Raw genomic sequence first — 25,172 nt, forward strand, 5'->3', positions numbered from 1 at the left:
AGCGTGGCGTCATGCCCGACGACTTGCGTGCCGGACCCGATTCGCCGCCGACCGACGAACTGCGCAGCGCGGAGAAGTCGTTCGCCGTGTTACAGCACGTGCTGCACGGCGTCGCCGCCGACGATCTGCACAAGCAGACGCCGTGCCGGGAGTTCGACGTCGCAGCGTTGACGGACCACCTGCTGAATTCCATCACCACGCTCGGCGCGATGGCGGGTGCGGAGTTCACCGAGCGCGACCGCGACGCGCCGATCGAGCAGCAGGTGGTGTTCGCGGCGCGCTCAGCGCTGGACGCCTGGCGGCGTCGGGGGCTGGACGGCACCGTGGACTTCGGCGGGAACGACGTGCCGGCTCGGATGATGGTCGGCGTGCTGTCGATCGAGTTTCTGGTGCACGCGTGGGATTACTCGGCGGCGGTCGGGCGCGACGTCAACGCCCCCGAGTCGTTGTCAGATTACGTGCTGGGGCTGGCGCGCAGGATCATCACGCCGGAGGGCCGGGTCAACGCCGGTTTCGACGATCCGATCGACGTGCCCGCCGACGCCGGGGCGCTGACCCGGTTGCTTGCCTACACCGGTCGGCAGGCCTAGCCGTTTCGCGAGACGTACACCAGGGCTGTGGATCCGCTGCCCCTTACGACCCTGGTGTTCATCTCGCGAGCGCTACAGCCGCTCGAGGTAGAAGTACAGGTGCCGGGGTGTACCGGAGCTGGTGTCGAGCGCGCCCTTGCCGTTCATGATGCCGACGACGGCGTTCTCGCCGACGACCTTGAAGTGATCGTGCACGGGCGCGCCGTCGTAGACCATCGAGGCCGTCACCTCGCCGCGGAACTCCTCCATCCACAGGCTGGCCTCACCCTTCATCGCCTCGGTGTTGGAGAACTTGTTGCCGTCGGCGTCCAGGCACACCAGAGGTTTGGCGTCGGTGGCGGAGTGGAAGGTCTTGCCGAACCAGTTGAGCCGCTCCATGAACCCGTTGGCCTTGTGGCCGGTGTGGAATTCGCCGCCCTTCCACTCGCCGATCATGAAGTCGATGGTGGCGGGCGTAAGCGCCGCCCAGAACTCGGCGAGTTCGGCGTCGGAGATGGTGCCGGTGCGCTCCTTGAGCTCGGCGAAGGTCTCGCGGGCGTCGCTCATGGCTGTCCTATCCATTGTCGGGCGAAATCGAGGAACGCGTCGTTCTCGTGGGTCGCGGCGACGGTGACGCGTACTCCGTCGTCGCCGTAGGGCCGCACGATGATGCGGTTGTCCGCCGATGCCTCGGCGAACTGCTGCGCCTGCCCGGGCAAGGGGAGCCAAACGAAGTTGGCCTGCGAGTCGGGCACGGTGTAGCCGGCTGCGCGCAGTTCCGCGGTTACCCGGGCGCGTTCGGCGACGACGGTGTCGGTGCGCTCGAGCAGTTCGTCGGCGGCGTCGAGGGATGCGATCGCGGCGGCCTGCGAGACGCTGGTCGCGGTGAACGGCACGTACACCTTCCCGATCGCGGTGATCAGGTCCGGGTCGCCCACGGCGTAACCGACCCGCAGACCCGCCAGGCCGTAGGCCTTCGAAAACGTTCGTAACACAACGAGGTTGGGATGGGCACGAACCAGACCCAGACTGTCGGGCACCATCGGCTCGCGGATGTACTCGACGTAGGCCTCGTCCAGCGCGATCGCGATGTGCGGCGGGACCGCGGCGACGAAGCGGGCGAGCGCGTCGGGCGCCACGACGGTGCCCGTCGGGTTGTTCGGATTGCACACGAAGATCAGCCGGGTGCGGTCGGTAATCGCGGCCAGCATGGCGTCGAGGTCGTGCGTGTGGTCGGTCAGCGGCACCGGCACGGGTGTGGCCCCCGCCGTTCGCACCTGCAGCGGGTAGATCTCGAAGCTGCGCCAACCGAACAGCACCTCGTCGCCGACGGTCGAGGTGATCTGGATCAACTGCTGACACAGGCTGACCGACCCGCAGCCCACCGAGATGTGCTCGGGGGCGAAGTTGACGTGTTTGGCGAGTCGCTCGCGGAGCTCGACGTAGCCGTTGTCCGGGTAGCGGTTGATGTTCCCGACGGCGTCCGAGATCGCGGCCCGCACGCTCGGAAGCGGCGGATCCACGGTCTCGTTGCTGGCGATCTTGATTGCGCCGGGAACGGTCCTGCCGGGGGTGTAGGCGGGCAGATCAGCCAGTTCGGGACGCAGCCGGACGGTCACTGCACCAGTTTATGGGTCGGCCGAATGCGCTTTGCCTCGCGCGGTAGCCCATGTGTACGCTGTCGGATCGGCGGTAATCGTCGGGAGGCGTGCCAGAGCGGCCGAATGGGGCTCACTGCTAATGAGTTGTCGCCCTCAAAGGCGACCGGAGGTTCAAATCCTCTCGCCTCCGCCACGGCTGACCCGTCAGCCGCACAACTGAACATTGAAGAAAGACCATGCGCCCGTAGCTCAACGGATAGAGCATCTGACTACGGATCAGAAGGTTAGGGGTTCGAATCCCTTCGGGCGCGCTTTTTCTCTGCCGCCGACTCTGAAGCTGTGTTCGAGCTTCAGGCCGGATATCGCGCACAGCCTCAGTTTCGGCGGCGTTGTCGGCCGCCACTAGATTGGCAGCCATGCGGCTGTTGTTGATCGCCGATACTCACGTCCCCAAGCGCGCCAAGGACCTGCCCACGCGGGTGTGGGACGAAGTGACGAAGGCAGACGTCGTCGTACATGCAGGCGACTGGGTGGAGCCGTCGCTGCTGGATGCGCTCGAGGCCCGGGCCAAGCGGCTCGTCGCGTGCTGGGGCAACAACGACGGCGCCGAACTGCGCCGCCGACTGCCCGAACGAGCCGATGTCACACTCGGCGGCCTGCGCTTCACCGTCGTCCACGAAACCGGTGCGGCTACCGGCCGCGAGGCGCGCATGGCCAAGGCCTACCCGGACACCGACGTGCTGATATTCGGCCACAGTCACATCCCGTGGGATACGACGACGAAAACCGGTCTGCGACTGCTGAACCCGGGTTCGCCGACCGACCGGCGGCGCCAGCCCCATTGCACCTACATGACGGCCACCGTGCGCAACGGCTCGCTCACCAACGTCATCCTGCACGCCTTGGAACGCCGTGCGTGACCGGCCGGCGCGGGTCGCCGACGTCCATGCGATCGCCGCTTCGATGCCGCACGTCAAGCGCATCGAGGGCCCCAAGGGCAACCCGATTTACCAGGTTGGCGGCAAGTCGTTCGTGTTCTTCCGCACTCCTCAGCCCGACGCCGAGGATCCGGAGACCGGCGAACGCTACGCCGACGTGATCATGATCTGGGTGGAATCGGAGATGGACAAGCTGGCGCTCGTCCAAGATCCCGACTCGCCGTTCTTCACCACCGACCGCTTCGAGGGCCATCCCTCGGTTCTGGTGCGCGCGAGCAGGTTACGGGAGATCGGGAAGGTCGAACTGACCGAACTAGTCCAGGACGCGTGGCTCTCGCGCGCTTCGAAACGCCGGGCCGATCGGTGGTTGGCCGAGCACCAGGGCTGACGGGAAGCTACTTCGGCGGGACGTTCGCGTGCTCGGCGCCGCAGATGAACACGGCCATCCGGGCCGGTGTGTCGCCGGGGTTCTTCCAGCGGTGCCGCGTCCCGTTCTGCACGACGGTATCGCCCGCTTGCAGGGTCACTTCGGCACCGTCGTCGAGTTCGAGCACGACGGTGCCCTCGAGCACCACCTCGAAGTCGACGGTGTCCGTGGTGTGCATGCCCGGGTCCGTGTAGTCCATGTAGCCGAGCATTCCCGGCAGCTTGTCCTCCATCTCGGCCATCGCCTCGTCGATGTCGAGGGCCTCCGGGGCTTGGGCGCCGTGCGACGGCGGCAGCGTCAGCATCGCGAACCGAAAACCACCGATAGGCGGAAAGTAGTTGTGCCACTGGGGCATCGAACCGTCGTCGGGGAAGCGGCACGTCTGGTCGCTACCCCACAGCAGATGGTTCTCGAAGCCCGGCATCAACTTCGTCTGAATCGGTGCGACGCTGTCGTCGCTGACGAAGACGGACTTTCCGGACGAATCGTGACCGGTCACCACTCGGCGTACTTGCATGGGGTCAGTGAACCAGCCCCGCGCCGACGTGGGGATGAATATCGTGTCGCCATGCAGCAGAAACCCCCCACCGGCGTCATCGAGTCCGCACACCGCGAGCACCTCACGGCCCTGCCGTTCGATGACACCGCGGACTTCGACAACGCCAACCGCGGGTTCATCGCGGCTTTGGATCCCTGTGTGATCAAGGCGGCCGACGGCCGGGTGGTCTGGGACAACGACACGTACTCGTTCCTTGATGCGGACGCGCCGCCGTCGGTGCATCCCAGCTTGTGGCGGCAGAGCCGGTTATGCGCCAAACAGGGCCTCTACGAAGTGGTCGAGGGCATCTACCAGGTGCGCGGATTCGACCTGTCCAACATCACCTTCGTCGAGGGCGACGCCGGTGTGATCGTCATCGACCCGTTGATCTCCACGGAGACCGCCGCGGCGGCGCTGGCGCTCTACCGCGAACACCGCGGGGATCGAGCCGTCACAGCGGTTATCTATACCCACAGCCACGTCGACCATTTCGGCGGCGTCCTGGGCGTCACCTCACAGGCCGACGTGGACGCGGGCCGCGTCGCGATCATCGCGCCCGAGCACTTCACCGAGCACGCCGTGCAGGAGAACGTGTACGCGGGCACCGCGATGAGCCGTAGAGCCAGCTACATGTACGGCGCACTGCTGACGCGCGGACCGCAGGGGCAGGTGGGATGCGGGCTGGGACAGGTGACGTCGACGGGTGAAGTGGCGCTGATCGTTCCGACGGTCGACATCCGTCAGACCGGCGAGACCCACACCGTCGACGGCGTCGAGATCGAGTTCCAGATGGCGCCGGGCACCGAGGCGCCCGCCGAGATGCACTTCTACTTCCCGAAGTTCCGCGCGCTGTGCATGGCCGAGAACGCCACCCACAACCTGCACAACTTGCTGACACTGCGCGGCGCGCTGGTGCGTGACCCGCACGGATGGGCCGGCTACCTGACCGAGGCAATCGACACGTTCACCGACCGCACCGACGTCGTGTTCGCGTCACATCACTGGCCGACCTGGGGCCGGGACAACATCGTCGAATATCTGTCGCTGCAACGGGATCTGTACGCGTACTTACACGACCAGACGCTGCGCCAACTCAACCAGGGGTTCACCGGCATCGAGATCGCCGAGGACTTCGCGCTGCCGCCTGCGTTGCAGAACGCGTGGCACGCACACGGCTACTACGGCTCGGTCAGCCACAACGTCAAGGCGGTCTATCAGCGCTACATGGGCTGGTTCGACGGCAACCCGGGACGGCTGTGGGCGCATCCGCCGGAAGCCGCAGGCCCTCGCTACGTCGAGGCGATGGGTGGCCTGGACAGCGTGGTTGACGTCGCGCGCAAGGCCTTCGAGCAGGGCGACTACCGTTGGGCAGCAACGCTCTTGGACCATGCGATGTTCACCGACGAGCATCACGGCGCCGCTCGCGAACTCTACGCCGACACACTCGAACAGTTGGCCTACGGCGCGGAGAACGCGGTGTGGCGCAACTTCTTTCTCTCCGGAGCGACCGAACTTCGCGACGGCAACTTCGGCACCCCGACCCAGACCACGTCGACCTCGATGGTCGCGCAACTGACCCCCGAGCAGATCTTCGATGCGCTCGCGATCAGCGTGAACGGCCCGCGGGCATGGGATCTCGACATCGCCGTCGACGTCACCTTCCTCGACACCGACACCAATTACCGGTTGACGCTGCGCAACGGCGTGCTGGTGCACCGCAAGGTGGCCGCCAACCAATCGGCCCACGCCACCGTCAAAGTGGCCACCAAGCTGCGGCTGCTGGCGCTCGCGGCCGGTGACGACAGCTCACCGGGCTTGGACATCTCCGGCGACACCGGCGCCCTGCAGTCGCTGATCGGTGTGCTGGACCGGCCCGACCCGGCCTTCAACATCGTCACGCCCTAGCCGCATCCCCCGCCGAGTGTGGGGTCGATGCACGCTTGCCGGCCTCAGGGCGTGCGGGTAACCCACGTTCGGCGGAAGACGGTCAAGGCATGCCGCCATCGACGCGGATGATCGAACCCGATGTGTAGCTCGACGCGTCCGACATCAGATACAGTGCGGCACCGACGATCTCGGGTGGCTCACCCAGCCGCTGCAACGCGAAGTGCTGCGCGCCCTTCTGAGTAGCGGGGATATCCCAGGCCTTGCTGATGTCGGTGAGGAACGGGCCCGGCATCAGCGTGTTGACCCGCACCGTCGGGCCGTACGCCAGCGCCAGACCCTCGGTCAGCGCATTGAGCCCCGCCTTGGCCGCCGAGTAGGGGAGCTGCTCGGGGCGGGGCCGGCGCGAACCGCTCGAACTCACGTTGATGATCGAGCCGCCGCCATCGGCGACCATGCGCTCACCGACCAGCGTCGACAACCGGAACGGGCCCTTCAGGTTCAAATTGATCACCGAGTCGAACAGCTTCTCCGTAACCGAGGGAAGCGACTCGTAGAGCGGCGACATCCCCGCGTTGTTGACGAGCACATCGACCTTGCCGAACCGTGCGTAGGCCGCGTCGACCAATCCGTCGAGCTCATCCCAGCGCCCGACGTGCACCTGGTAGGGCAGCGCGGCGCGGCCGGTCGCCGAGGCGATCTCTTCGGCCGTCGCCACACACGAGTCGTACTTGCGGCTGGCGATCACCACGTCGGCGCCGCACCGCGCAGCGGCGAAAGCCATCTCCTTGCCAAGCCCCCGGCTTCCGCCGGTGACCAGCACGACGCGGTCGGAGAGGTCGAAGAGCTCGGTCGCGAAATCCTTGTCGGCACTCATGGCCATATGGTGGCACGGTGCAGTTGCTCATCATTCGACATGCGTTGCCGCTTCGCAGCGAGCCGGGCCAGGGCTCTGACCCCGACCTGTCCGAGGAAGGCATCGAACAGGCAAAACGCCTGCCCGACGCGTTGGCGCGCTTCCCCATCTCACGGTTGGTCAGCAGTCCGCAGAAGCGGGCGATCCAGACCGCCGAGCCGGTCGCCGAGGCGCTCGGCCTGTCGATCGACATCGACGACCGGCTCGCCGAGTACGACCGCGACCTCTCGCACTACACGCCGGTCGAGGAGATCTCCGAGGAGGACATGCGTCGCCTCGCCAACGGTGAGCTGCCCAGCGGCGTCGATCAGTCGGCGTTCATCGCCCGGGTCAAGGCCGGGGTCGACGACATCGTCAAGGCCGCCGACCGGGAGGACACCGTCGCGCTGTTCAGCCACGGCGGCGTCATCAACGCCCTGGTGCACGACGTCATGAGCACCGAGCGCCTGCTGTGCGTGCAGGTCGACTACGCCGGCATCACCCGGGTGTTGTGGTCGTCGTCGCGCGAGACGTTCTTCGTCGCGGGAATCAACTCCACCGAGCACGTATGGGACCTGCTGCCCAGAAATCAACAGTGGTAGACATTTTCCAATGACCGCTGAGCCGCACCCGTCCAAGCCCGCCCGACTCGAAGGGCTCGACCTCCACGCACTCGACCGTCATCTGCGTTCGGAGGGCATCGCCCGCTCCGGTGACCTGCGCGCCGAGTTGATCTCCGGCGGCCGGTCCAACCTGACTTTCCTGGTGTTCGACGACCAGTCGAAGTGGGTGCTGCGCAGACCGCCGCTGCACGGTTTGACGCCGTCGGCACACGATATGGCCCGCGAGTACAAGGTGATCTCGGCGTTGCAGGACACCGCCGTGCCCGTCCCTCGCGCGGTGACCATGCGCAACGACGACTCGGTGCTCGGCGCACCGTTCCAGATGGTCGACTACGTTGAAGGGCGAGTCATCCGGCACACATCCGAACTCGAGACCCTCGGCGACAAGTCCGACATCGAGGCCTGTGTCGACGCGTTGATCAAGGTGCTCGCCGACCTGCACGCCCTGGACCCCGAGGAGGTCGGTCTCGGCGACTTCGGCAAGCCCACCGGATACCTCGAGCGCCAGGTGAAGCGCTGGGGTGGGCAGTGGGAGCTGGTGCGCCGAGAGGACGACGAACGCGACGACGACGTCAAGCGGCTGCACACCGCACTCGGAGAGACGATCCCGGCGCAGAGCCGCAGCGCGATCGTGCACGGCGACTACCGCATCGACAACACGATGCTCGACGCCACCGACGGCAGCAAGGTGCTCGCGGTGCTCGACTGGGAGATGTCGACCCTGGGCGATCCGATCAGCGATGCCGCCCTGATGTGCGTGTACCGCCACCCCATGTTCAACCTCGTGCACGCCGACGCCGCGTGGGCGTCACCGCTGATCCCGTCGGCAGACCAACTCGCGCAACGGTATTCGGTGGCATCTGGTCAGCCGCTGGACCATTGGGAGTTCTACATGGGCCTTGCGTACTTCAAGCTCGCGATCATCGCGGCCGGCATCGCCTACCGCGGCAGGGTGGGCGGCGCGCCTGCCGACTTCGTCACGATGGTCGACGACGCGGTCGCTCCGTTGATCGACGCCGGACTCGAGTCGTTGCGCTAACGGAGCGCGGCTTTGTAGTTCTTCTTGGCGGCGCGACGCAGTTGCACCATGCGTGCTGCCCCCGCCAACGCCGTGATCAGGCCGCCACACACCGCGGCGAACAGAATCGCCACACCCCTCGGCATGAACCAGTTCCAACCGAGGAAGGCGAACTCGGTCGATTCAGTGTTCTGCGCGATGAATATCAGCAGCAGGATGAGGATGAGGAAGCCTGCGATCACTGCCGACCAGAGCGCGGCCGCGCGGGTGAAATGGACCTTCTTGACCGACGGTGCGGTGCGATCGGCGATCTCGCCGTCCGTCGGCGGAACCGGCGGCCCGGGATTGGGTGGACCGTAGGGCTCCGGTTCGTTCTGCGCTGACGGACCGTACGGATCGGTGCTCATGGGTCCAAGTTTGCCCCTTCCCGGCCCCGACAAACGGCATTTGACGTCGACGGTCGAATCGTGGGCCGGACAAACCGCGCGTAGCTGCGGCGATGCCGATACTGTCGAAATCATGACCTCGATGCCGCGACGCCGGCGCCTGCCGTTCGCCGTGGCGGTGATGGTTCTCGCGCTCCTGATGAGCACGGCCTGTGGCAGCTCGAACCCGCTCGGCGGCGGCGAGATCTCCGGTGACCTCAAGACGATCGCGGTGGGGTCCGCGGACTTCACGGAGTCCAAGATCATCGCCGAGATCTACGCCCAGGCGCTGGAGGCCAACGGCTTCACCGTGCGACGGCAGTTCGGGATCGGCAGCCGCGAGACCTACATCCCCGCCGTGCAGGACCACTCGATCGACCTGATCGGTGAGTACACAGGCAACCTCCTGCAGTACTTCGACGAGGACACCACCGCCACCACCCCCGACGGCGTCCTGCTCGAACTGCTCAAGGTGCTGCCCGGTGACCTGTCGATCCTGTATCCATCTCCGGCCGAGGACAAGGACACCCTGGCGGTGACCGAGGCGACCGCGCAGCGGTGGAACCTCAAGACCATCGGCGACCTCGCCGAGCACTCGCCGGAAGTGAAAGTCGGTGGGCCATCGGAGTTTCAGACGCGGGTCACCGGCCTGGTGGGACTCAAGGAACGGTATGGGCTCGACATCGCACCGGCGAACTTCGTCGCCATCAGCGACGGTGGCGGGCCGGCGACCGTGCAGGCGCTCACCAGCGGGGCGATCACCGCCGCCAACATCTTCAGCACGTCGCCGGCGATCGAGAAGAACAATCTCGTCGTGCTCGAAGACCCCGAGAACGTGTTCCTCGCGGCCAATGTCGTGCCGCTGGTTGCGTCGCAGAAGATGTCCACCGAACTCAAGACGGTGCTCGACGCGGTCAGTGCGAAGCTGACCACCGAGGCTTTGATCGGGCTCAACACCTCGGTCGAGGGAAACCGCGGCATCGACCCCGACGAAGCGGCGCAGAAGTGGATCGCGGAGAACGGATTCGACAAACCGGTGCAGAAGTGATCGAGTTCTCCAACGTCACCAAGCGTTACCCGGACGGCACCGTCGCGGTCGACGACCTCACCCTCGAGGTGCCCGAGGGAACGTTGACGGTCTTCGTCGGCCCGTCGGGCTGCGGCAAGACCACGTCCATGCGGATGATCAACCGGATGATCGAGCCCACCTCGGGCACCCTGACCGTCGACGGACGCGACGTCACAAAGGCGGACCCGGTCAAGCTGAGGCTCGGTATCGGCTATGTGATTCAGAGCGCGGGCCTCATGCCCCACCTACGAGTGGTCGACAACGTCGCCACCGTCCCGGTGTTGCAGGGTGAATCACGGCGCAGCGCACGGCGATCCGCACTCGAGGTGATGGAACGGGTGGGTCTGGACGTCAAGCTCGCCGACCGCTATCCGGCGCAACTGTCCGGTGGTCAACAACAGCGTGTCGGGGTGGCGCGCGCGCTGGCCGGCGACCCGCCGATCATGCTGATGGACGAACCGTTCAGCGCCGTCGACCCCGTCGTGCGAGAGGAGCTGCAGGCCGAGATCGCCCGTCTGCAAAGCGAACTGCGCAAGACCATCGTCTTCGTCACCCACGACATCGACGAGGCGGTCAAGCTCGGCGATCGCGTCGCCGTGTTCGGCCGTGGCGGGGTGCTGCAGCAGTACGGTGAGCCGTCGTTCGTCCTGTCCAATCCGGCCAACGAGGAGGTGGCCGCGTTCGTCGGCGCCGACCGTGGATACCGCGGCCTGCAGTTCTTCCACGCGTCGGGCCTGCCGCTGCACGACATCGGTCACGTCGACGAAGGCGATGTCGAAGCGCTGGAGTTGGGGCCCGGCGATTGGAGGCTGGTCACCAAGGACGACCGGAAACCGTTCGCCTGGATCAATGCCGACGGGGTGGCCCTGCGCCGCAGCGGAAAGTCGCTCTACGACAGCACGATCGCCGGTGGTTCACTCTTTCGGCCCGACGGGACGCTGCGCAACGCGCTCGACGCCGCGCTGTCGTCGCCGAGCGGGATGGGGGTCGCCGTCGATGACGACGGCCGGCTGATCGGCGGGGTGAGGGCCGATGACGTGCTGGGCGAACTCGACAAGCAACGCCGGGTCCCGGAGCTGGGCTAGCGGATGCGCTATCTGCTCACGCACCTCGACGACATGTGGGCACTGACGGTGATCCATCTGCGCCTTTCGCTGATTCCGATCGTGCTCGGCCTGATCATCGCCGTACCGGTGGGTGCTGCGATCCAGCGCACCACCACGGCGCGGCGCCTGACCACGATCACCGCCAGCATCGTCTTCACCATCCCGTCGCTGGCGCTGTTCGTCGTCCTGCCCCTGATCATCCCCACACGCATCCTCGACGAGGCGAACGTGATCGTGGCGCTGACGCTCTACACCGTGGCCCTGCTGGTGCGGGCGGTGCCGGAGGCGCTGGACGCGGTGTCGCCGACGGTGCGCGACGCAGCGACGGCGGTCGGATACCGGCCCCTGACGCGGATGGTGAAAGTCGAACTGCCGCTGGCGGTTCCGGTCCTGATCGCCAGTTTGCGCGTGGTCGCCGTCACCAACATCTCGATGGTCGCGGTCGGATCAGTGATCGGCATCGGCGGGCTGGGCACCTGGTTCACCGAGGGCTACCAGGCGAACAAGAGCGATCAGATCATCGCCGGCATCATCGCGATCTTCGTGCTCGCGATCGTCATCGACACCCTGATCATGCTGGTCGGTAAGGCGCTCACACCGTGGACGCGCGCGACCCGCGGGGTGCCGGTGTGGCGCAGGCTCAAGGCGGCGTCGTGACGGGTCCGATGGGGTTTTTGCAGGAGGCGCTGTCCTACCTGTTCACCGCGGCCAACTGGAGTGGGCCCGCCGGGTTGCTCGCCCGCACCGTCGAACACCTCGAGTACACGGTGCTCGCACTGTTCTTCTCGGCGCTGATCGCCATTCCGGTCGGCATGCTGATCGGGCACACCGGTCGCGGAACCTTCATCGTCGTCACCGGTGTCAACGCACTGCGCGCGCTGCCGACGCTGGGTGTGTTGCTGCTCGGTGTGCTGCTGTGGGGACTCGGGCTGGTACCGCCGACCGTTGCGCTGATGCTGCTGGGCATTCCGCCGCTGCTGGCGGGCACCTATGCAGGCATCGCCAACGTGGACCCCACCGTCGTCGACGCCGCCCGCTCCATGGGCATGACCGAACGACGCATCCTGCTGCGCGTCGAGACGCCGATCGCGATGCCGTTGATCCTGGGCGGGCTGCGGACCGCCACGCTGCAGATCGTGGCCACCGCGACCGTCGCCGCATACGCCAGTCTCGGCGGGCTGGGCCGCTACCTGATCGACGGCATCAAGGTGCGCGAGTTCCATCTGGCCTTGGTCGGCGCGCTGATGGTGACGGCGCTGGCGTTGTTGCTCGATGCCGCGCTCGCGTTCGCGGTGTGGGCCTCGGTGCCGGGAACCGGGCGACTGCGAAGTCGGCGGCGCATGCCCCAGCCGTTTCTCGGCGACGAAGTCGTTCTCGAATCCCGTCCCCGCGCAACATCACAGCGCGGCCCAAAAAGCAAAGACCCAGCACGTTACGAACGAGGGGACGGTTCGCATACGGTATAGGGGTGAGTGAAGCAGGCGGCTCCGAGAAGACATGGCCGGCGATCCTGACGTGGCGGGCGCACGACGTCCCTCGAATGGAATCGGTCCGGGTGCATGTGTCGGGCAACCGCATCAAGGCCTACGGCAGGATCGTGGCCGCCGCTACACCCTTTCACCCGGCGTTCTCCGCTTCCTACGACTTGGTGACGGACGAGGCCGGCGGTACCAAACGGCTGTCCATGACCGTCACACTCGCCGAGCGCGAGCGGCAACTCTCGATCGCCCGCGACGAAGAGAACATGTGGCTGGTTCAGCAGCACACCGGGGAGACCCGTCGCGCCGCGTACGACGGCGCGCTGGACGTCGACGTCATCTTCAGCCCGTTCTTCAACGCCCTGCCGATTCGACGTACCGGGCTGTATCAGCGGACCGATTCCATCAGCTGCCCGGTGGTGTACGTGCGACTGCCGGAACTGTCGGTGGAGACGGCGGTGATCAGCTACAGCAGCGCCGAAGACGGAATCAAGCTGCACTCGCCCGTCGCCGACACCACGATCAGCGTCGACTCGGACGGGTTCATCCTCGACTATCCAGGGTTGGCAGAGCGGATCTGATCACCCCGCCTGCGCGGCCCGCCGCGGCCAGTTCCTCGCGCCACTGCTCTTCGCCGACGACGATCGTGACGATCCCCGGCCTGTCGAAGCTGTCATAGCGAATCCGGGCGGCGTGCCCGGATTCGACGAGTTCGGTCAGCGGTCTGCGCGCGGCGAGCGCGTCGCGGGCGTCGGTGAGCAGTTCCAGCGTGCGGTCCAACACCGGCAGCAGTTCGTCGGCGTTGGCCTCGCACATCGCCCGCACCAGATCCGGCGCGGTGGCGGCCACGCGGGTGCCGTCGCGGAACGAACCGGCCGCCAGCGCGAACGCCAGCGGCACCTCACCGGCGGTGGCGGCGAGTGCCTCGGCCAGCAGGTGGGGCAGATGAGAGATCGTCGCGGCGGCCGCGTCGTGTTCATCGGAGCGGGCGGGGACGACGACCGCGCCGCAGTCCAGCGCCAGGTCCATCACCAGCGTCCAGATATGCGGGTCGACGTGATCGTCGACGCAGACGACCCACGGCGCTTCGACGAACAACCGGGCGTCGCCCGCTGCCCAACCCGAGTGCGCGGTGCCCGCCATCGGGTGCCCGCCGACGAATCGCTCGAGCAGACCATATGTCTGGACCTCTTGCAGCACAGCGGTTTTCACGCTTGTCACATCGGTCAGCGGACAGTCCGGGGCGGTGTCGCGAATGTGGCCCAGCATCTGGCCCAGGGCGGGCACCGGCACCGCCAACACGATCAGCGCGTTGTCGGCCGCCGCCCGCTTCAGCACGGCGTCAAGGTCCTCGCCTGCGTCGAACCCGTCGGCGGTCGCGGCCTGGACGCCTTCCAGAGACCGGTTGTAACCGAACACCTCGCGTCCGGCGGCCGCAGCTGCGCGCATGACCGAGCCACCGATCAGCCCGAGGCCGAGCACGCAAACCGGGGTGTTGGTCACCCGTCAAGGTTGGCATATCGAGCGCCGTCGACCACGTCGGGATCGGCGTCGATACTGGAAAAGGGGGGTGTGGACGCGTTAAGGACATGGAAAAGGGCATGGTCGACGACTACCGTAGGCCGACATGGGAGCACAGCGTGCACAGGCGCGGGAGCAGTCCACGGACACTCCCGACGGCTTCGGCGTTGCTGTCGTCCGTGAGGACGGCAAGTGGCGATGCGCGCCGATGCGCGAAGCGGCCCTGACCAGCCTCACCGACGCCGAGCGGGAACTACGCGAAATCCGCAGCGCGGGAGCGGTGTTCGGGCTGCTGGACATCGACGACGAGTTCTTCGTCATCGTGCGCCCCGCCCCCTCTGGCGCGCGGCTGTTCCTGTCGGATGCCACCGCCGCCCTGGACTACGACATCGCCGCCGAAGCCTTGGAGATGCTCGACGCCGACATCGAGCCCGAGGAGCTCGAGGAGGCCGAACCGTTCGAGGAGGGCGACCTGGGTCTGCTCTCGGACATCGGCCTGCCCGAGGCCGTGCTCGGCGTCATCCTCGACGAGTCCGACCTCTACGCCGACGAACAGCTGGGCCGGATCGCGCGCGAGATGGGCTTCGCCGACAAGTTGTCGGCAGTACTCGACCGTATGGGCCGGTGATCGCGCAGCCCGACGACGAGGCACTGATCCGCGCCGCCCTCGAAGCTGCACGTAGCGCCGGTCCGCGCGACGTGCCGATCGGGGCGGTCGTCGTCTCAGCCGACGGCACCGAGTTGGCGCGCGCCGCCAATGAGCGCGAAGCCCTCGGCGATCCCACCGCGCACGCCGAGATCCTCGCGATCCGGGCCGCCGCGGCGGTGCTCGGCGACGGCTGGCGGTTGGAGGGCACCACGCTGGCGGTCACCGTCGAACCCTGCACGATGTGCGCGGGCGCGCTGGTGATGGCGCGCGTGGCGCGGGTCGTGTTCGGCGCCTGGGAGCCCAAGACCGGGGCCGTCGGGTCGCTGTGGGATGTGGTGCGCGACCGGCGGCTGACCCACCGACCACAGGTGCGCGGCGGCGTGCTGGCCGACGAATGCGCGGCGCCGCTGGAGGCGTTCTTCTCCCGGCAGCGTTGACGCCTGTGTCTCGCGAGACGTACACCAGGGTCGCGGTCGGCCCGTGGTTCACGACCCTGGTGTAGCTCTCGCGAACAGAAACAACTGCCCGACAGTGATTGGAGTAGACCGGTGTGCGCCCGGTAAGCTGCCACACGGTGGCGTGTCCGAGCGGCCTAAGGAGCACGCCTCGAAAGCGTGTGACGGGTAACCCCCGTCCGAGGGTTCAAATCCCTCCGCCACCGCCACAACGATTCAGGCACTATTGTCAGAATCCGTCACTGAAGCAGAGGTCGAGGCGACCGCGGTGACCAACCCGAGAGAATTGGTATATGCGCGCGCTTCATGACCAGGACCCCTGGGCCTCGGCCGGGGGTGGTGCTGGGCTGCGCCCGTTCTCGGTGCTGCTCGTCGAGGACGACCGCGGCGACGCCATCCTGGTCGAGGAGTTGATCGCCGACGCCGACTCCAACATCAACGTCGTGTGGGCGCCGTCCATGGAGGATGCCGAACAGCATCTGGAGGATTCCCGCCCGGACTGCGTGCTGCTGGATCTGAACCTTCCGGACGCCGACGGCATCAAGGCCCTCGACCGCGTCGCCAGGCGCGACATCACCATGCCGATCGTCGTGTTGACCGGTCTCAACGACGAGCACTTCGGCATCTCGGCCGTCGCTGCCGGCGCCCAGGACTACCTCGTCAAGGGTCGCGTCGAACCGGAGACGCTGCGCCGCGCCCTGCTCTACGCCGTGGAACGCAAACGCGCCGAGCTGACGTCGGTGGAACTGCACGCCAGCGAGCTGCGCGCGATGGAGAACGCCCGCCTCGAGCGTGGCCTGCTGCCGTCCCCGCTGCTCCTCGATCAACCCGGAATCGACATCGTCGCCGAGTACCGCCCCAGTCGTCAGCACGCACTGCTCGGCGGCGACTTCTACGACTTCGTGCAGACCCCCGACCGCACCCTGCACGTCATGGTCGGTGACGTGGCCGGCCACGGACCCGACGAGGCCGCGCTGGGCGTGGCGTTGAGGATCGGCTGGCGCGCACTGACGTTCGCCGGCTTGCGCGGCAACGAACGCATGCGCCAGTTGGAACGGATTTTGAGCACCGAACGCCCGGGGTCGAGCATCTTTGCGACGGTGCTCAGCGTTGCGATGTCCACCGACAACCTCAGCTTCAACGTCGTGTCCGCCGGTCATCCCGGCATGCTGCTGCACGGGGACAACACCGTGGAGTGGCTGGAACCGGAGGTCGGCCCGGCGCTCGGCCTGTACGGACTCGAGTGGCCGCTGAACCTTTTTGAACTGCCCCCAGGGTACGGCTTGGTGCTGTTGACCGATGGCTTGTTCGAGGGTCGCTCCGGTCGCGGAACCGAACGCCTCGGCGAGGCGGGCCTGCTCGAAGTCGCCAGGGGCTACGCGCACCTGCCCGGTCGCGAGTTCGTCACCGCCCTGATCGACGACGTGGAGCGCCGCGCGCAGTCGGTGGGCGGTATCAGCGACGACATCGCGGTGGTGCGGGTGGAGCGGACGATCACCGGATGAGGGGTCGCCTCACCGTCCAGGGGTGGCAGAACCTCGTGCTGTCCCTGATGGGCGTGGTGGTCATCGCCGGCGCGATCGTGGGTGCGCTGCTGTTGAACCGGACCGACGAGGTCTCGCGCGAGCTGAACCTCGGTATCCAACCCGCCCGGGTGGCGGCGTATCAGTTGCAGGCGGCCCTTCGCGACCAGGAGACCGCTGTGCGCGGTTACGCGATCGCCGCCGATCTCCAATTCCTCGACCCCTACTTCGAGGGTCAGCAGGTCGAAAATGAGGCGGCGCGGCAGATCCGCGACGGAATCGGCCACCGGGAGAAGCTCATCGGCGACCTGGAAGCGATCGAGAAGGCCGCGGCCGAGTGGCGCTCGACGTACGCGGACCCGCTGATTGCCTCGGTGACACCCGGGATGCCGAAGGTTCTGGACGCCGCCACCGCCGAGCGGGGCAAACAAGGGTTCGACGCCCTGCGCGTGCTCTTCAACACCCAGAACCGCGACCTGTCACAGGCCCGTCAGGATGCGGTCGACGAGCTCGCCGCCGTGCAGACCTGGCGAGACACCCTGTTGATCGCGATCCTCGTGGCGTTCTTCGTCGCCGGCATCGTGCTGGCGGTCCTGGTGCGCAAGGCCGTCACCCGCCCCCTCGAGCAGCTCGCCGCCTCGTGCCGCAGGATCACCGAGGGGAACTTCGACGAGAAGATCGCGGTGCGCGGCCCGCGTGACATTCAGGCGATCGCTGCGGATGTGGAGGACATGCGCCAACGCATCGTCGACGAGCTGGCCGCCTCACGGTCGGCCAAAGAGCAACTCGGCGACCAAGCCCTGGAACTGCAACGGTCTAACGCCGAACTCGAACAGTTCGCCTATGTGGCTTCACACGACCTGCAGGAGCCGCTACGCAAGGTGGCCTCGTTCTGCCAGCTGATCGAGAAGCGCTACGGCGACAAGCTCGACGAGCGCGGCGTCGAGTACATCCGCTTCGCCGTCGACGGCGCCAAACGCATGCAGGTGCTGATCAACGACCTGCTCACCTTCTCCCGCGTCGGCAGGCTCGGCTCGACCGAAGCCGACGTCGACCTCGATGCCGTGCTGGCCGACGCGATCGACAACGTGTCGGCCTCGATCGAGGAATCCGGTGCGGAGGTGGTGCGCACCGGAGAGCCGCTGCCTACCGTCAAGGGCGACCCGACGCTGTTGACGATGCTGTGGCAGAACCTGATCGGCAATGCGGTGAAGTTCCGCCGGCCCGACGCCGCGCCGCGGATCGTCATCGACTGCACCGTCGGCGAGGGCACCCGCGAGGGCGCGTGGCTTTTCACCGTCACCGACAACGGGATCGGCATTCCCGAGGAGTTCGCCGAGAAGGTCTTCGTGATCTTCCAGCGCCTGCACGGCCGTGAGGTCTACACCGGAACGGGTATCGGCCTGGCGCTGTGCAAGAAGATCGTCGAGCACCACGGCGGTAACATCTGGATCGACACCGGCCACACCGAGGGCACCAGGTTCCGCTTCACCATTCCCTGCGTCGTCGACGAGCCCGTCGCGGCCGAAATGGAAGGATCAACTGTATGACACTGGACGGCCGGGCGATCGACGTGCTGCTCGTCGAGGACGACCCGGGTGACGAGCTGATCACCCGAGAAGCATTCGAGCACAACAAGATCAAGAACACCTTGCACGTCGCGCACGACGGCGAGGAGGGACTCGACTTCCTCTACCGCCGAGGCAAGTACGCCGACGCGCCGCGGCCCGACCTGATCCTGCTCGACCTGAACCTGCCGAAATACGACGGCAGGCAGTTGCTCGAGCAGATCAAGTCCGACGCCGAGCTCAGCCATATCCCCGTGGTGGTGCTCACCACATCATCGGCGGAGGAAGACATCCTGCGCAGCTACAAACTGCACGCCAACGCGTATGTCACCAAGCCCGTCGATCTCGATCAGTTCATGAACGCCGTCCGCCAGATCGACGAGTTCTTCGTTCAGGTGGTTCGACTGCCCAATTCCTGACCGCCGCGTTCGTCGTCGGTCACGTCGAAGTCGATGCGCACGGTCGTGCCCGACGTCGATTTCATGACCTCCACACCGTTGCCGACCGCGCGGATGATCGGAAGGCCGCGCCCGCGGGTCGTCGGCTCCGTGCTCGGGGTCCGCCACTGCCCGTGATCTGAAACACAGACCACGATCCGCGCGTCCTCGACAGTCGCCTCGACCACCATCTCTCCCTCGGGGGAGTCCTGGTAAGCATGCTCGACGCAGTTGGTGGCGGCCTCGTTGACCGCGAGCACGATGTCGGCGCTCACGTCGTCGGGCACGCCGATCGGTTCCATCCACCCGACCAAACTGCGGCGAATCTGTGCCAGTCGATCCGCGGTGGCCGGAACCTCGATCCTCAGAGGGTCTGCCGGCCGCAGACGCACATCGATTACCACGCCCGTGGTTGTACCCCGCTTGCCCCGATTCCTCACGTATGTCACGCATACGCTTGGGTCTCAAAACAATAGCGAGGCGCAGATCACACACGAGGACGACGAAAGGCGAGCGCGCCGCGCGCACCGATGGCCGTCAGCCGTAGAAGATCACCTGATAGTCGGGTGTCCACGCACCCTGTTTGCAGCTCAGCGGGATGCCGTCGGGGGTCTGGGCCACTCCGGTCGCATCCCCACACGGCAGACGGTTGGTGCGGATGCCGACCAGCGGTGGCGACGAGACCCAGGTGCTGCGCGAGTTGCACGCCAGCGTGTTGCCCGAGGCGTCGATCCCGAAGTTGTAGCGGGTGTTCTGCACGCAGTGCGTACCCTCCACCGCGCTCCGGTCGACGTAGGGAACACAGTCGGCGCCGTCGCAGTAGCCGGGGGACGCCGGCGCATTCGCGGCGGTCATCAGCGGTGCGGCGACGAATCCGCACGCGAGCGCAGCTGCAGCCATGAGCCTCATAGGTGGCTAGCCTAAGTGCCCCGCATCGACGGTGGACACGGAATAGGCTCTTAAGCCATGAAGCCGGTGATGGTTACCCTGGTCGCCGCCGCGGGCGCGGCTGCGTTGATCTCCGCTCCGACGGCCAACGCCGATGCGGTCGCGTATCTGGTCAACGTGCACGTGCGTCCGGGATACAACTTCCCCAACGCCGACGCCGCCATCGGCTACGGCAGGACGATCTGCGACCGGGTGGCGGGCAAGATGAGCTACGGCCAGCTGGTGGACCAGGTGACCGCCGACTTCCACACGACCGACAAGTATCAGGGCGCCTACCTGATCAACCAGGCGGTCAACGAGCTGTGCCCGGCGCAGATCTGGCAGTTGCGCCAATCGGCCGCCGGCTACACCGGATGAAAAGCGGCGGCGCCCCTTGTCGGGACGCCGCCTTCTCTCACGCTCGATGATCTGCCCTACGGGCAGGTGACTTCGATCTCGAAGGGCTTGTTGACCGGCTGCAACGGGTTGGCCATGTCGACGCCCGTGGCGGTGCCGCTGATCTTGTACGTCTTGCCGTCCTTCTCGGCCTTGGCCTCGCCCTGGCCGGCTCCACTCTGGTAGCCCAGCGTCACGCCGTTGACGTTGCCCAGGCCGACCGACTGCACCGTCGGTTCGTCGCCGGAGCTGACGACGGCGCCGATGCCGGTAGTGGCGTCGCCGATCGCGATGTTGGTGTTCCCGCCCATGTCGCTGCACACGACGGTGCCCTGGACGGCCTGATCCTGACCGTCGATCGTGACGGTGGTCTTGCCCTCGGCCGAAGCGGCGGTCGATGTCTCACCCGAGGTTTCAGACTTCTTCTCACCCGAGGAACAGCCGGATAGACCTGCGATGACGATCGCCGCGCTGCCGACGGCGACCAGTAACCCACGCTTCACCCTGTTCTCCTTTATGTGTGTGACCCGTCAAGATCGGATCATCCGAAAGCAGTATGGGTTCGCGGGAAACCGGCCGACAGCGTTTCTGGCAAAAATCGATCATCCGCTCCAGCGCCTGCTCAGCAGGACACCTGGATGCTGAAAGTGCCGTCGGCCCGGAAGCTGGGGTTGTCGGTGTCGAAGCCGTCGGCTTCACCGGAGATGTCGTAGGTCCGGCCCGTCATGGAAACCTCGGCAGTCTCGGACGCGCCCACCCCGGCCGTGTAGCTGCCGGTGAATCCGCCGATGTTGTTGATCCTGACCGACTCGACGGTCAGGGCTTCCTGGTTCGACACCATCGCGGTGAGTCCGGACGTCTCGTCGCCCGTGGTGATGGTGGTGAGGTATCCCGTCGTGTCGCACTGCACCGCGTCGGTCGTACCCTCGTCGTTGCCGTTGACCGAGACCTGCGCCGTGCCCGCGACCAGTTCGCCCTTCGGCGGTGTGTAATCGTCGGGACTGCTCGAACATGCGGCCGACATCAGCACGATCGCCGCGGCACAGCACGTCGGCATCCACCGATTTCTCACAGTGCAGAATCTACGGCGTGGCCGTGCCGAAATCTCCCGCTCCGAAAGAGTCGTCGGCCCCGTTCTTCAGCGTGACGGCGCAACTGCCCGGCCGGGCCGGCCGCACCGGCGTCATCCGCACCCCGCACGGTGAGATCCGCACCCCGGCGTTCATTCCCGTCGGCACGCAGGCGACCGTCAAGGCGGTGCTGCCCGAAGCCATGAAAGAACTTGGTGCGCAGGCTCTTCTGGCGAACGCCTATCACCTGTACCTGCAGCCCGGCCCGGACATCGTCGATGAAGCCGGGGGATTGTCGGCGTTCATGAACTGGCCGGGCCCGACGTTCACCGACAGCGGCGGCTTTCAGGTGTTGTCGCTAGGCGCGGGCTTTCGCAAAGTGCTGGCGATGGACGCCGAGCGCGTCCAGGCCGACGACATCATCGCCGAAGGCAAGGAGCGACTGGCCAACGTCGACGATGACGGGGTGACGTTCCGGTCGCATCTGGACGGGTCCACCCACCGGTTCACCCCCGAGGTGTCGATCCGGATCCAACATCAGCTCGGCGCGGACATCATCTTCGCTTTCGACGAGCTGACCACGCTGGTCAACACCCGCGGATACCAGGAGCGGTCGGTGCAGCGGACGCATGACTGGGCGGTGCGCTGTCTGGCCGAGCACCGGCGGCAGCACGAGGCGCGTCCGGACAAGCCCGGGCAGGCGTTGTTCGGGGTCGTGCAGGGCGCCCAGTACGAGGACCTGCGCAGACAGGCCACCCGCGGTCTGGTCACGATCGGCGCACAGGCCGGGCCCGCCGAGGGCCTCGAATTCGACGGCTACGGCATCGGCGGCGCCCTGGAAAAACAGAACCTCGCCACGATTGTCGGATGGGTGGTCGACGAACTACCCGCCGACAAGCCCCGCCACCTGCTGGGCATCAGCGAGCCCGACGATCTGTTCGACGCGATCGCCGCGGGCGCCGACACGTTCGACTGTGTGTCTCCGTCGCGGGTCGCCCGCAACGCCGCCGTGTACTCGACAACCGGCCGCTTCAACATCACCAACGCTCGGTTCCGCCGGGACCTCACCCCCATCGACGCCGACTGCGACTGCTATACCTGCGCCCACTACACCAAGGCCTACATCCACCACCTGTTCAAGGCCAAGGAGATCCTGTCGGCGACGCTGTGCACCATCCACAACGAGCGGTTCGTGGTGCGGCTGGTCGACCGCATCCGCGCGGCCATCGAAACGGGTGACTTCGACGAGCTGCGCGCCGACGTGCTCGGCCGGTATTACGCGACCCGAACGCGCTGACACTTCTGGCGCGAACGTGGGTTACCCGCACGCTGTCGGGCGTCGGAGCGTGCATCAACGCCACACTCGGCGGGATAGCGTCCAGCGCATGCGCATTCTGCTGATCGGCGCCGGCGGTGTGGGCGCGGCGTTCTGCTCGATCGCGACGCGGCGCGACTTCTTCGACACGCTCGTGGTCGCCGACTACGACGAGGACCGGGCCAAGCACGCCGCCGACGCGGCGGGCGATGCGCGGTTCGTCTCCGCGCGGGTCGACGCCACCTCCGCCGACGCCGTCGCCGACCTGGTCCGCACCCACGGGATCACCCATGTGATGAACGCGGTCGACCCGCGATTCGTGATGCCGATCTTCGACGGCGCGCTGACCGGCGGCGCCGACTACCTCGACATGGCGATGAGCCTGTCGCGGCGCCACCCCGAGCAGCCCTACGCGCTCACCGGGGTCAAGCTGGGCGACGAGCAGTTCGCCGCCGAGGAGCGCTGGCGCGACGCCGGTCGGCTGGCGTTGGTGGGCATCGGTGTCGAGCCCGGGCTGTCGGATGTGTTCGCGCGCTACGCCGCTGATCACCTGTTCGCCGAGATCGACGAACTCGGTACCCGCGACGGGTCGAACCTCACCGTCGACGGTTACGACTTCGCCCCGTCGTTCTCGATCTGGACCACCATCGAGGAGTGCCTCAACCCGCCGGTGATCTGGGAGGCCGACAGGGGGTGGTTCACCACCGAACCCTTCAGCGAGCCAGAGGTTTTCGACTTTCCCGACGGCATCGGTCCGGTCGAGTGCGTGAACGTCGAGCACGAGGAGGTGCTGTTGATGCCGCGCTGGGTCAAATGCAAACGCGCAACGTTCAAGTACGGGCTCGGAAACGAATTCATCGACGTCCTCAAAACGCTGCACAAGCTCGGGCTCGACCGCACCGAGAAGGTGACGGTCGGCGGCGTCGAGGTGAGCCCCCGCGACGTGGTGGCCGCATGCCTGCCCAATCCCGCCGCCCTTGGGCCGAAGATGCGTGGAAAGACCTGCGCCGGGCTGTGGGTGACGGGAACCGGCAAGGACGGTAACCCCCGCTCGACCTACCTGTACCACGTCGTCGACAACGAATGGTCGATGACCGAATACGGACATCAGTGCGTGGTCTGGCAGACGGCGATCAATCCGGTTGTCGCGCTTGAGCTTCTGGCCAACGGCACCTGGAGCGGCAGCGGTGTTCTCGGCCCTGAGGCCTTCGATGCGGTGCCGTTCCTGGATCTGTTGACGGCCTACGGCTCACCGTGGGGCCAGCACGAGTTGTAGCGCGAACGTGGGTTACCCGCACGCGTCGAGGCCGGTGGGCGTGTGTCGATCCCACACTCGGCGCGGTAGGTTCTCGCCATGCCGATCGAGCTCACCGCCGAGCAGGCCGCCGCGCGACTTGCGACCGACGACACCTTGGGCATACCGCTCGGTCCGGGCCAACCGCCGGCGTTCCTGCGCGCGCTGGGTGAACGCGACGACTGGACGAACCTTTGTGTCTACGGTGCACTGCTCGCCGTCGGCACCGAACTGTTCACCCGCCCCGGCGTGCGCTATCTGTCGGGTTTCTACGGTCCGCTCGAACGCGCCCTGCGGGACTCGGGCGCCGATGTCGAGTTCGCGCCGGCCGACTTTCGCCGCTTCGGCCCGCTGCTCGAACGCCAGTCTCCGCGTGTGATGACGACCGTCGCCACACCGCCGGACGCCGACGGCTGGTGCTCGCTGGCCCTGCACGCCGGCGGTACGGTCAACGAATTGCACCGCGCCGGAGCCGATCCCGATCGCATACTGATCGTCGAGGCATCCGAGGCCTACCCGCGCACGTTCGGACTCGGCGACGAGCACCGGCATGCGCTGCACGTCGACGAGATCGACATCCTCGTGCACTCGGCCGACGCGCCGCTCGCACTTCCGGGCGCGGCCCCCACCGAGGCCGATGTCGCGATCGCGCGGCACGCCGTCGCCTTCATCCGGCCCGGCGCGACGTTGCAGACCGGAATCGGTTCGATCCCTAGCCAGATCGCGGCGCTGCTGGCCGAGGGCGACGGCGGCGAATACGGTTTGCACAGCGAGATGTTCACCGACGGCTGTATGCAACTGCATCGTGCGGGAAAGGTCACCAACACCGGCAAGGGCATCTACGACGGTGTGAGCGTGACGACGTTCGCGTTCGGCTCGGCGGATCTGTACACCTGGCTCGACGGCAATCACGACGTCGCGTTCCTGCCGGTGGAGATCGTCAACGCACCCGAGGTGATCGCCGCCAACCACGAGATGGTGTCCATCAACGGCGCGCTCGCGATCGACATCGGCGGCCAGGTCGTCGCCGACACCATCGACGGCAACCAGTTCAGCGGTGTCGGCGGCGCAGAGGATTTCGTCGCAGGCGCCGGTCTCGAGTTGTCCGACCGCTCGCTGATCTGTCTGCCCTCGACGTATGAGAAGAACGGGAAACTGCATTCGCGGATCGTGCCGTGGTTCGGGCCTGGCGCGGTGATCACCACGCCGCGACACCATGTCGACGTGATCGTCACCGAGTACGGCGCCGCGGAGCTGGAGGGCGCGACCGTCCGCGAACGCGGTGAGGCGCTCGCCGCGATCGCGCATCCGCAGTTCCGCGACGGCCTTCTCGCGGCAGCCGAACGTGCGTCCAAGGGATGCTCGCCTGTCGTCTGATGCCCTTCCCCCCTCCCGCGAGCGACCGTGTCTGTCCCCGACACGCCGCACGGCGGCGTACCAAAAGCG

The 25,172-nt window shown here is 66.8% G+C and carries 30 protein-coding genes and 3 tRNA genes; 23 read left to right on the top strand and 10 right to left on the bottom strand.

Features of this window, described 5'->3' with window-relative positions; all coding sequences use genetic code 11:
* The first annotated feature begins 11 nt into the window (after window positions 1-11).
* Entirely contained in the window at window positions 12-590 is a 579-nt protein-coding gene (locus A5790_RS17210) for a TIGR03086 family metal-binding protein (protein WP_066846756.1), read from the top strand.
* Window positions 591-662: 72 nt separating this feature from the next.
* Here the strand turns inward: A5790_RS17210 and A5790_RS17215 are convergent, their stop codons facing one another.
* Both A5790_RS17215 and A5790_RS17220 read right to left on the bottom strand, forming a co-directional pair.
* Window positions 663-1,136, bottom strand: a complete 474-nt coding sequence (locus A5790_RS17215; RefSeq protein WP_066846759.1) for a DUF4334 domain-containing protein — start codon at window positions 1,134-1,136, stop codon at window positions 663-665.
* Complete coding sequence (locus A5790_RS17220) at window positions 1,133-2,188, bottom strand: pyridoxal phosphate-dependent aminotransferase (RefSeq protein ID WP_066846761.1); 1,056 nt, start codon at window positions 2,186-2,188, stop codon at window positions 1,133-1,135. Before A5790_RS17220 ends, A5790_RS17215 begins: the two co-directional genes overlap by 4 nt.
* Window positions 2,189-2,271: 83 nt before the next feature.
* On the opposite strand from A5790_RS17220, the gene A5790_RS17225 reads away from it, so the two are divergent.
* The 4 genes from A5790_RS17225 to A5790_RS17240 all read left to right on the top strand — a co-directional run bounded on the left by A5790_RS17225 (window position 2,272) and on the right by A5790_RS17240 (window position 3,496).
* Window positions 2,272-2,363: transfer RNA gene (locus A5790_RS17225), tRNA-Ser, on the top strand.
* A 45-nt stretch (window positions 2,364-2,408) separates the two neighbouring features.
* A tRNA-Arg gene (locus tag A5790_RS17230) sits at window positions 2,409-2,481 on the top strand.
* A 105-nt stretch (window positions 2,482-2,586) separates the two neighbouring features.
* Window positions 2,587-3,090: a metallophosphoesterase gene (locus A5790_RS17235; RefSeq protein WP_066846766.1), complete on the top strand. Its 504-nt coding sequence runs from the start codon at window positions 2,587-2,589 to the stop codon at window positions 3,088-3,090.
* On the top strand, window positions 3,083-3,496 hold the full coding sequence (locus A5790_RS17240) for an MmcQ/YjbR family DNA-binding protein (protein WP_066846769.1): 414 nt from the start codon (window positions 3,083-3,085) through the stop codon (window positions 3,494-3,496). The genes A5790_RS17235 and A5790_RS17240 overlap by 8 nt, the downstream gene beginning before the upstream one ends.
* Window positions 3,497-3,503: 7 nt before the next feature.
* Here A5790_RS17240 and A5790_RS17245 read toward each other — a convergent pair whose 3' ends face one another.
* Window positions 3,504-4,052 carry a cupin domain-containing protein gene (locus A5790_RS17245; protein WP_066846772.1) on the bottom strand — a complete coding sequence of 183 codons (549 nt, stop codon included), beginning with the start codon at window positions 4,050-4,052 and terminating at the stop codon, window positions 3,504-3,506.
* A 51-nt stretch (window positions 4,053-4,103) separates the two neighbouring features.
* Between A5790_RS17245 and A5790_RS17250 the strand changes: the two genes are divergently transcribed.
* The gene (locus A5790_RS17250) at window positions 4,104-5,978 is read left to right on the top strand and encodes an alkyl/aryl-sulfatase (protein WP_066846775.1); all 1,875 of its coding nucleotides are present in this window, start codon (window positions 4,104-4,106) and stop codon (window positions 5,976-5,978) included.
* A gap of 82 nt (window positions 5,979-6,060) precedes the next feature.
* Here A5790_RS17250 and A5790_RS17255 read toward each other — a convergent pair whose 3' ends face one another.
* Window positions 6,061-6,834 (bottom strand): SDR family NAD(P)-dependent oxidoreductase, encoded by a 774-nt coding sequence (locus A5790_RS17255; RefSeq protein ID WP_066847169.1) that lies wholly within the window; start codon window positions 6,832-6,834, stop codon window positions 6,061-6,063.
* A 17-nt stretch (window positions 6,835-6,851) separates the two neighbouring features.
* Between A5790_RS17255 and A5790_RS17260 the strand changes: the two genes are divergently transcribed.
* Both A5790_RS17260 and A5790_RS17265 read left to right on the top strand, forming a co-directional pair.
* Window positions 6,852-7,454 carry a histidine phosphatase family protein gene (locus tag A5790_RS17260; RefSeq protein ID WP_066846778.1) on the top strand — a complete coding sequence of 201 codons (603 nt, stop codon included), beginning with the start codon at window positions 6,852-6,854 and terminating at the stop codon, window positions 7,452-7,454.
* A 10-nt stretch (window positions 7,455-7,464) separates the two neighbouring features.
* Window positions 7,465-8,514 carry a phosphotransferase family protein gene (locus A5790_RS17265; RefSeq protein ID WP_066846781.1) on the top strand — a complete coding sequence of 350 codons (1,050 nt, stop codon included), beginning with the start codon at window positions 7,465-7,467 and terminating at the stop codon, window positions 8,512-8,514.
* Here A5790_RS17265 and A5790_RS17270 read toward each other — a convergent pair.
* Entirely contained in the window at window positions 8,511-8,900 is a 390-nt protein-coding gene (locus tag A5790_RS17270; RefSeq protein ID WP_064394844.1) for a lipopolysaccharide assembly LapA domain-containing protein, read from the bottom strand. The genes A5790_RS17265 and A5790_RS17270 overlap by 4 nt on opposite strands.
* Before the next feature lie 112 nt (window positions 8,901-9,012).
* Here A5790_RS17270 and A5790_RS17275 point away from each other — a divergent pair, with 112 nt between their 5' ends.
* Genes A5790_RS17275 through A5790_RS17295 form a run of 5 tightly spaced genes read left to right on the top strand, consistent with a single transcriptional unit; the run spans window position 9,013 to window position 13,152 of the window.
* Complete coding sequence (locus A5790_RS17275; RefSeq protein WP_066847172.1) at window positions 9,013-9,966, top strand: ABC transporter substrate-binding protein; 954 nt, start codon at window positions 9,013-9,015, stop codon at window positions 9,964-9,966.
* A complete protein-coding gene (locus A5790_RS17280) occupies window positions 9,963-11,072 on the top strand; it encodes an ABC transporter ATP-binding protein (protein WP_066846784.1) in 1,110 nt (369 codons plus the stop codon). Before A5790_RS17275 ends, A5790_RS17280 begins: the two co-directional genes overlap by 4 nt.
* A 3-nt stretch (window positions 11,073-11,075) precedes the next feature.
* Window positions 11,076-11,750, top strand: coding sequence for an ABC transporter permease (locus A5790_RS17285; protein WP_066846787.1), 675 nt, complete (start codon window positions 11,076-11,078; stop codon window positions 11,748-11,750).
* Window positions 11,751-11,758: 8 nt separating this feature from the next.
* Window positions 11,759-12,559 carry an ABC transporter permease gene (locus A5790_RS17290; RefSeq protein ID WP_066847175.1) on the top strand — a complete coding sequence of 267 codons (801 nt, stop codon included), beginning with the start codon at window positions 11,759-11,761 and terminating at the stop codon, window positions 12,557-12,559.
* 2 nt (window positions 12,560-12,561) lie between these two features.
* A complete protein-coding gene (locus A5790_RS17295) occupies window positions 12,562-13,152 on the top strand; it encodes a putative glycolipid-binding domain-containing protein (protein ID WP_066846790.1) in 591 nt (196 codons plus the stop codon).
* Here A5790_RS17295 and A5790_RS17300 read toward each other — a convergent pair.
* Entirely contained in the window at window positions 13,115-14,074 is a 960-nt protein-coding gene (locus A5790_RS17300; protein ID WP_197696816.1) for a prephenate dehydrogenase, read from the bottom strand. The genes A5790_RS17295 and A5790_RS17300 overlap by 38 nt on opposite strands.
* Before the next feature lie 124 nt (window positions 14,075-14,198).
* Between A5790_RS17300 and A5790_RS17305 the strand changes: the two genes are divergently transcribed.
* The 6 genes from A5790_RS17305 (at window position 14,199) to A5790_RS17330 (ending at window position 18,706) form a co-directional block, all read left to right on the top strand.
* A complete protein-coding gene (locus A5790_RS17305) occupies window positions 14,199-14,720 on the top strand; it encodes a tRNA adenosine deaminase-associated protein (protein WP_066846795.1) in 522 nt (173 codons plus the stop codon).
* Window positions 14,720-15,178, top strand: a complete 459-nt coding sequence (locus tag A5790_RS17310; RefSeq protein WP_156616870.1) for a nucleoside deaminase — start codon at window positions 14,720-14,722, stop codon at window positions 15,176-15,178. The genes A5790_RS17305 and A5790_RS17310 overlap by 1 nt, the downstream gene beginning before the upstream one ends.
* A gap of 136 nt (window positions 15,179-15,314) precedes the next feature.
* Window positions 15,315-15,405: transfer RNA gene (locus A5790_RS17315), tRNA-Ser, on the top strand.
* Between the two features lie 84 nt (window positions 15,406-15,489).
* A complete protein-coding gene (locus A5790_RS17320; protein WP_156656435.1) occupies window positions 15,490-16,701 on the top strand; it encodes a PP2C family protein-serine/threonine phosphatase in 1,212 nt (403 codons plus the stop codon).
* Window positions 16,698-18,269: an ATP-binding protein gene (locus A5790_RS17325; protein WP_066846801.1), complete on the top strand. Its 1,572-nt coding sequence runs from the start codon at window positions 16,698-16,700 to the stop codon at window positions 18,267-18,269. The genes A5790_RS17320 and A5790_RS17325 overlap by 4 nt, the downstream gene beginning before the upstream one ends.
* Window positions 18,266-18,706 carry a response regulator gene (locus A5790_RS17330; protein WP_064394836.1) on the top strand — a complete coding sequence of 147 codons (441 nt, stop codon included), beginning with the start codon at window positions 18,266-18,268 and terminating at the stop codon, window positions 18,704-18,706. The genes A5790_RS17325 and A5790_RS17330 overlap by 4 nt, the downstream gene beginning before the upstream one ends.
* On the opposite strand, the gene A5790_RS17335 is transcribed toward A5790_RS17330, so the two are convergent.
* Both A5790_RS17335 and A5790_RS17340 read right to left on the bottom strand, forming a co-directional pair.
* A complete protein-coding gene (locus A5790_RS17335) occupies window positions 18,679-19,173 on the bottom strand; it encodes an ATP-binding protein (protein WP_369829790.1) in 495 nt (164 codons plus the stop codon). The two genes, A5790_RS17330 and A5790_RS17335, sit on opposite strands and share 28 nt — an antisense overlap.
* Window positions 19,174-19,261: 88 nt before the next feature.
* On the bottom strand, window positions 19,262-19,633 hold the full coding sequence (locus A5790_RS17340) for a hypothetical protein (RefSeq protein ID WP_066846812.1): 372 nt from the start codon (window positions 19,631-19,633) through the stop codon (window positions 19,262-19,264).
* A 57-nt stretch (window positions 19,634-19,690) separates the two neighbouring features.
* Between A5790_RS17340 and A5790_RS17345 the strand changes: the two genes are divergently transcribed.
* On the top strand, window positions 19,691-20,029 hold the full coding sequence (locus tag A5790_RS17345) for a DUF732 domain-containing protein (protein WP_064418474.1): 339 nt from the start codon (window positions 19,691-19,693) through the stop codon (window positions 20,027-20,029).
* A 56-nt stretch (window positions 20,030-20,085) separates the two neighbouring features.
* Here the strand turns inward: A5790_RS17345 and A5790_RS17350 are convergent, their stop codons facing one another.
* On the bottom strand, window positions 20,086-20,550 hold the full coding sequence (locus A5790_RS17350; RefSeq protein ID WP_066846813.1) for a lipoprotein LpqH: 465 nt from the start codon (window positions 20,548-20,550) through the stop codon (window positions 20,086-20,088).
* 119 nt (window positions 20,551-20,669) lie between these two features.
* Window positions 20,670-21,119: a lipoprotein LpqH gene (locus tag A5790_RS17355; protein ID WP_066846815.1), complete on the bottom strand. Its 450-nt coding sequence runs from the start codon at window positions 21,117-21,119 to the stop codon at window positions 20,670-20,672.
* Between the two features lie 17 nt (window positions 21,120-21,136).
* On the opposite strand from A5790_RS17355, the gene tgt reads away from it, so the two are divergent.
* The 3 genes from tgt (at window position 21,137) to A5790_RS17370 (ending at window position 25,103) form a co-directional block, all read left to right on the top strand.
* Window positions 21,137-22,414, top strand: coding sequence for a tRNA guanosine(34) transglycosylase Tgt (gene tgt, locus A5790_RS17360; RefSeq protein ID WP_066846817.1), 1,278 nt, complete (start codon window positions 21,137-21,139; stop codon window positions 22,412-22,414).
* Between the two features lie 88 nt (window positions 22,415-22,502).
* Entirely contained in the window at window positions 22,503-23,708 is a 1,206-nt protein-coding gene (locus A5790_RS17365) for a saccharopine dehydrogenase family protein (RefSeq protein WP_066846820.1), read from the top strand.
* Window positions 23,709-23,786: 78 nt separating this feature from the next.
* A complete protein-coding gene (locus A5790_RS17370) occupies window positions 23,787-25,103 on the top strand; it encodes an acetyl-CoA hydrolase/transferase family protein (RefSeq protein ID WP_066846823.1) in 1,317 nt (438 codons plus the stop codon).
* Window positions 25,104-25,172 lie beyond the last annotated feature (69 nt).

Source organism: Mycobacterium sp. 852002-51152_SCH6134967 (assembly GCF_001667105.1).
GTDB lineage: Bacteria > Actinomycetota > Actinomycetes > Mycobacteriales > Mycobacteriaceae > Mycobacterium > Mycobacterium neumannii_A.

Coding starts and splice junctions, on each gene's coding strand:
- A5790_RS17250 (WP_066846775.1), top strand. CDS start 4,104: ATGCAGCAGAAACCCCCCACCGGCGTCATCGAGTCCGCACACCGCGAG.
- A5790_RS17265 (WP_066846781.1), top strand. CDS start 7,465: ATGACCGCTGAGCCGCACCCGTCCAAGCCCGCCCGACTCGAAGGGCTC.
- A5790_RS17320 (WP_156656435.1), top strand. CDS start 15,490: ATGCGCGCGCTTCATGACCAGGACCCCTGGGCCTCGGCCGGGGGTGGT.
- A5790_RS17365 (WP_066846820.1), top strand. CDS start 22,503: ATGCGCATTCTGCTGATCGGCGCCGGCGGTGTGGGCGCGGCGTTCTGC.
- A5790_RS17305 (WP_066846795.1), top strand. CDS start 14,199: ATGGGAGCACAGCGTGCACAGGCGCGGGAGCAGTCCACGGACACTCCC.
- A5790_RS17285 (WP_066846787.1), top strand. CDS start 11,076: ATGCGCTATCTGCTCACGCACCTCGACGACATGTGGGCACTGACGGTG.
- A5790_RS17215 (WP_066846759.1), bottom strand. CDS start 1,136: ATGAGCGACGCCCGCGAGACCTTCGCCGAGCTCAAGGAGCGCACCGGC.
- A5790_RS17235 (WP_066846766.1), top strand. CDS start 2,587: ATGCGGCTGTTGTTGATCGCCGATACTCACGTCCCCAAGCGCGCCAAG.
- A5790_RS17340 (WP_066846812.1), bottom strand. CDS start 19,633: ATGAGGCTCATGGCTGCAGCTGCGCTCGCGTGCGGATTCGTCGCCGCA.
- A5790_RS17210 (WP_066846756.1), top strand. CDS start 12: ATGCCCGACGACTTGCGTGCCGGACCCGATTCGCCGCCGACCGACGAA.
- A5790_RS17330 (WP_064394836.1), top strand. CDS start 18,266: ATGACACTGGACGGCCGGGCGATCGACGTGCTGCTCGTCGAGGACGAC.
- A5790_RS17345 (WP_064418474.1), top strand. CDS start 19,691: ATGAAGCCGGTGATGGTTACCCTGGTCGCCGCCGCGGGCGCGGCTGCG.
- A5790_RS17290 (WP_066847175.1), top strand. CDS start 11,759: ATGGGGTTTTTGCAGGAGGCGCTGTCCTACCTGTTCACCGCGGCCAAC.
- A5790_RS17270 (WP_064394844.1), bottom strand. CDS start 8,900: ATGAGCACCGATCCGTACGGTCCGTCAGCGCAGAACGAACCGGAGCCC.
- A5790_RS17245 (WP_066846772.1), bottom strand. CDS start 4,052: ATGCAAGTACGCCGAGTGGTGACCGGTCACGATTCGTCCGGAAAGTCC.
- A5790_RS17325 (WP_066846801.1), top strand. CDS start 16,698: ATGAGGGGTCGCCTCACCGTCCAGGGGTGGCAGAACCTCGTGCTGTCC.
- A5790_RS17370 (WP_066846823.1), top strand. CDS start 23,787: ATGCCGATCGAGCTCACCGCCGAGCAGGCCGCCGCGCGACTTGCGACC.
- A5790_RS17255 (WP_066847169.1), bottom strand. CDS start 6,834: ATGAGTGCCGACAAGGATTTCGCGACCGAGCTCTTCGACCTCTCCGAC.
- A5790_RS17275 (WP_066847172.1), top strand. CDS start 9,013: ATGACCTCGATGCCGCGACGCCGGCGCCTGCCGTTCGCCGTGGCGGTG.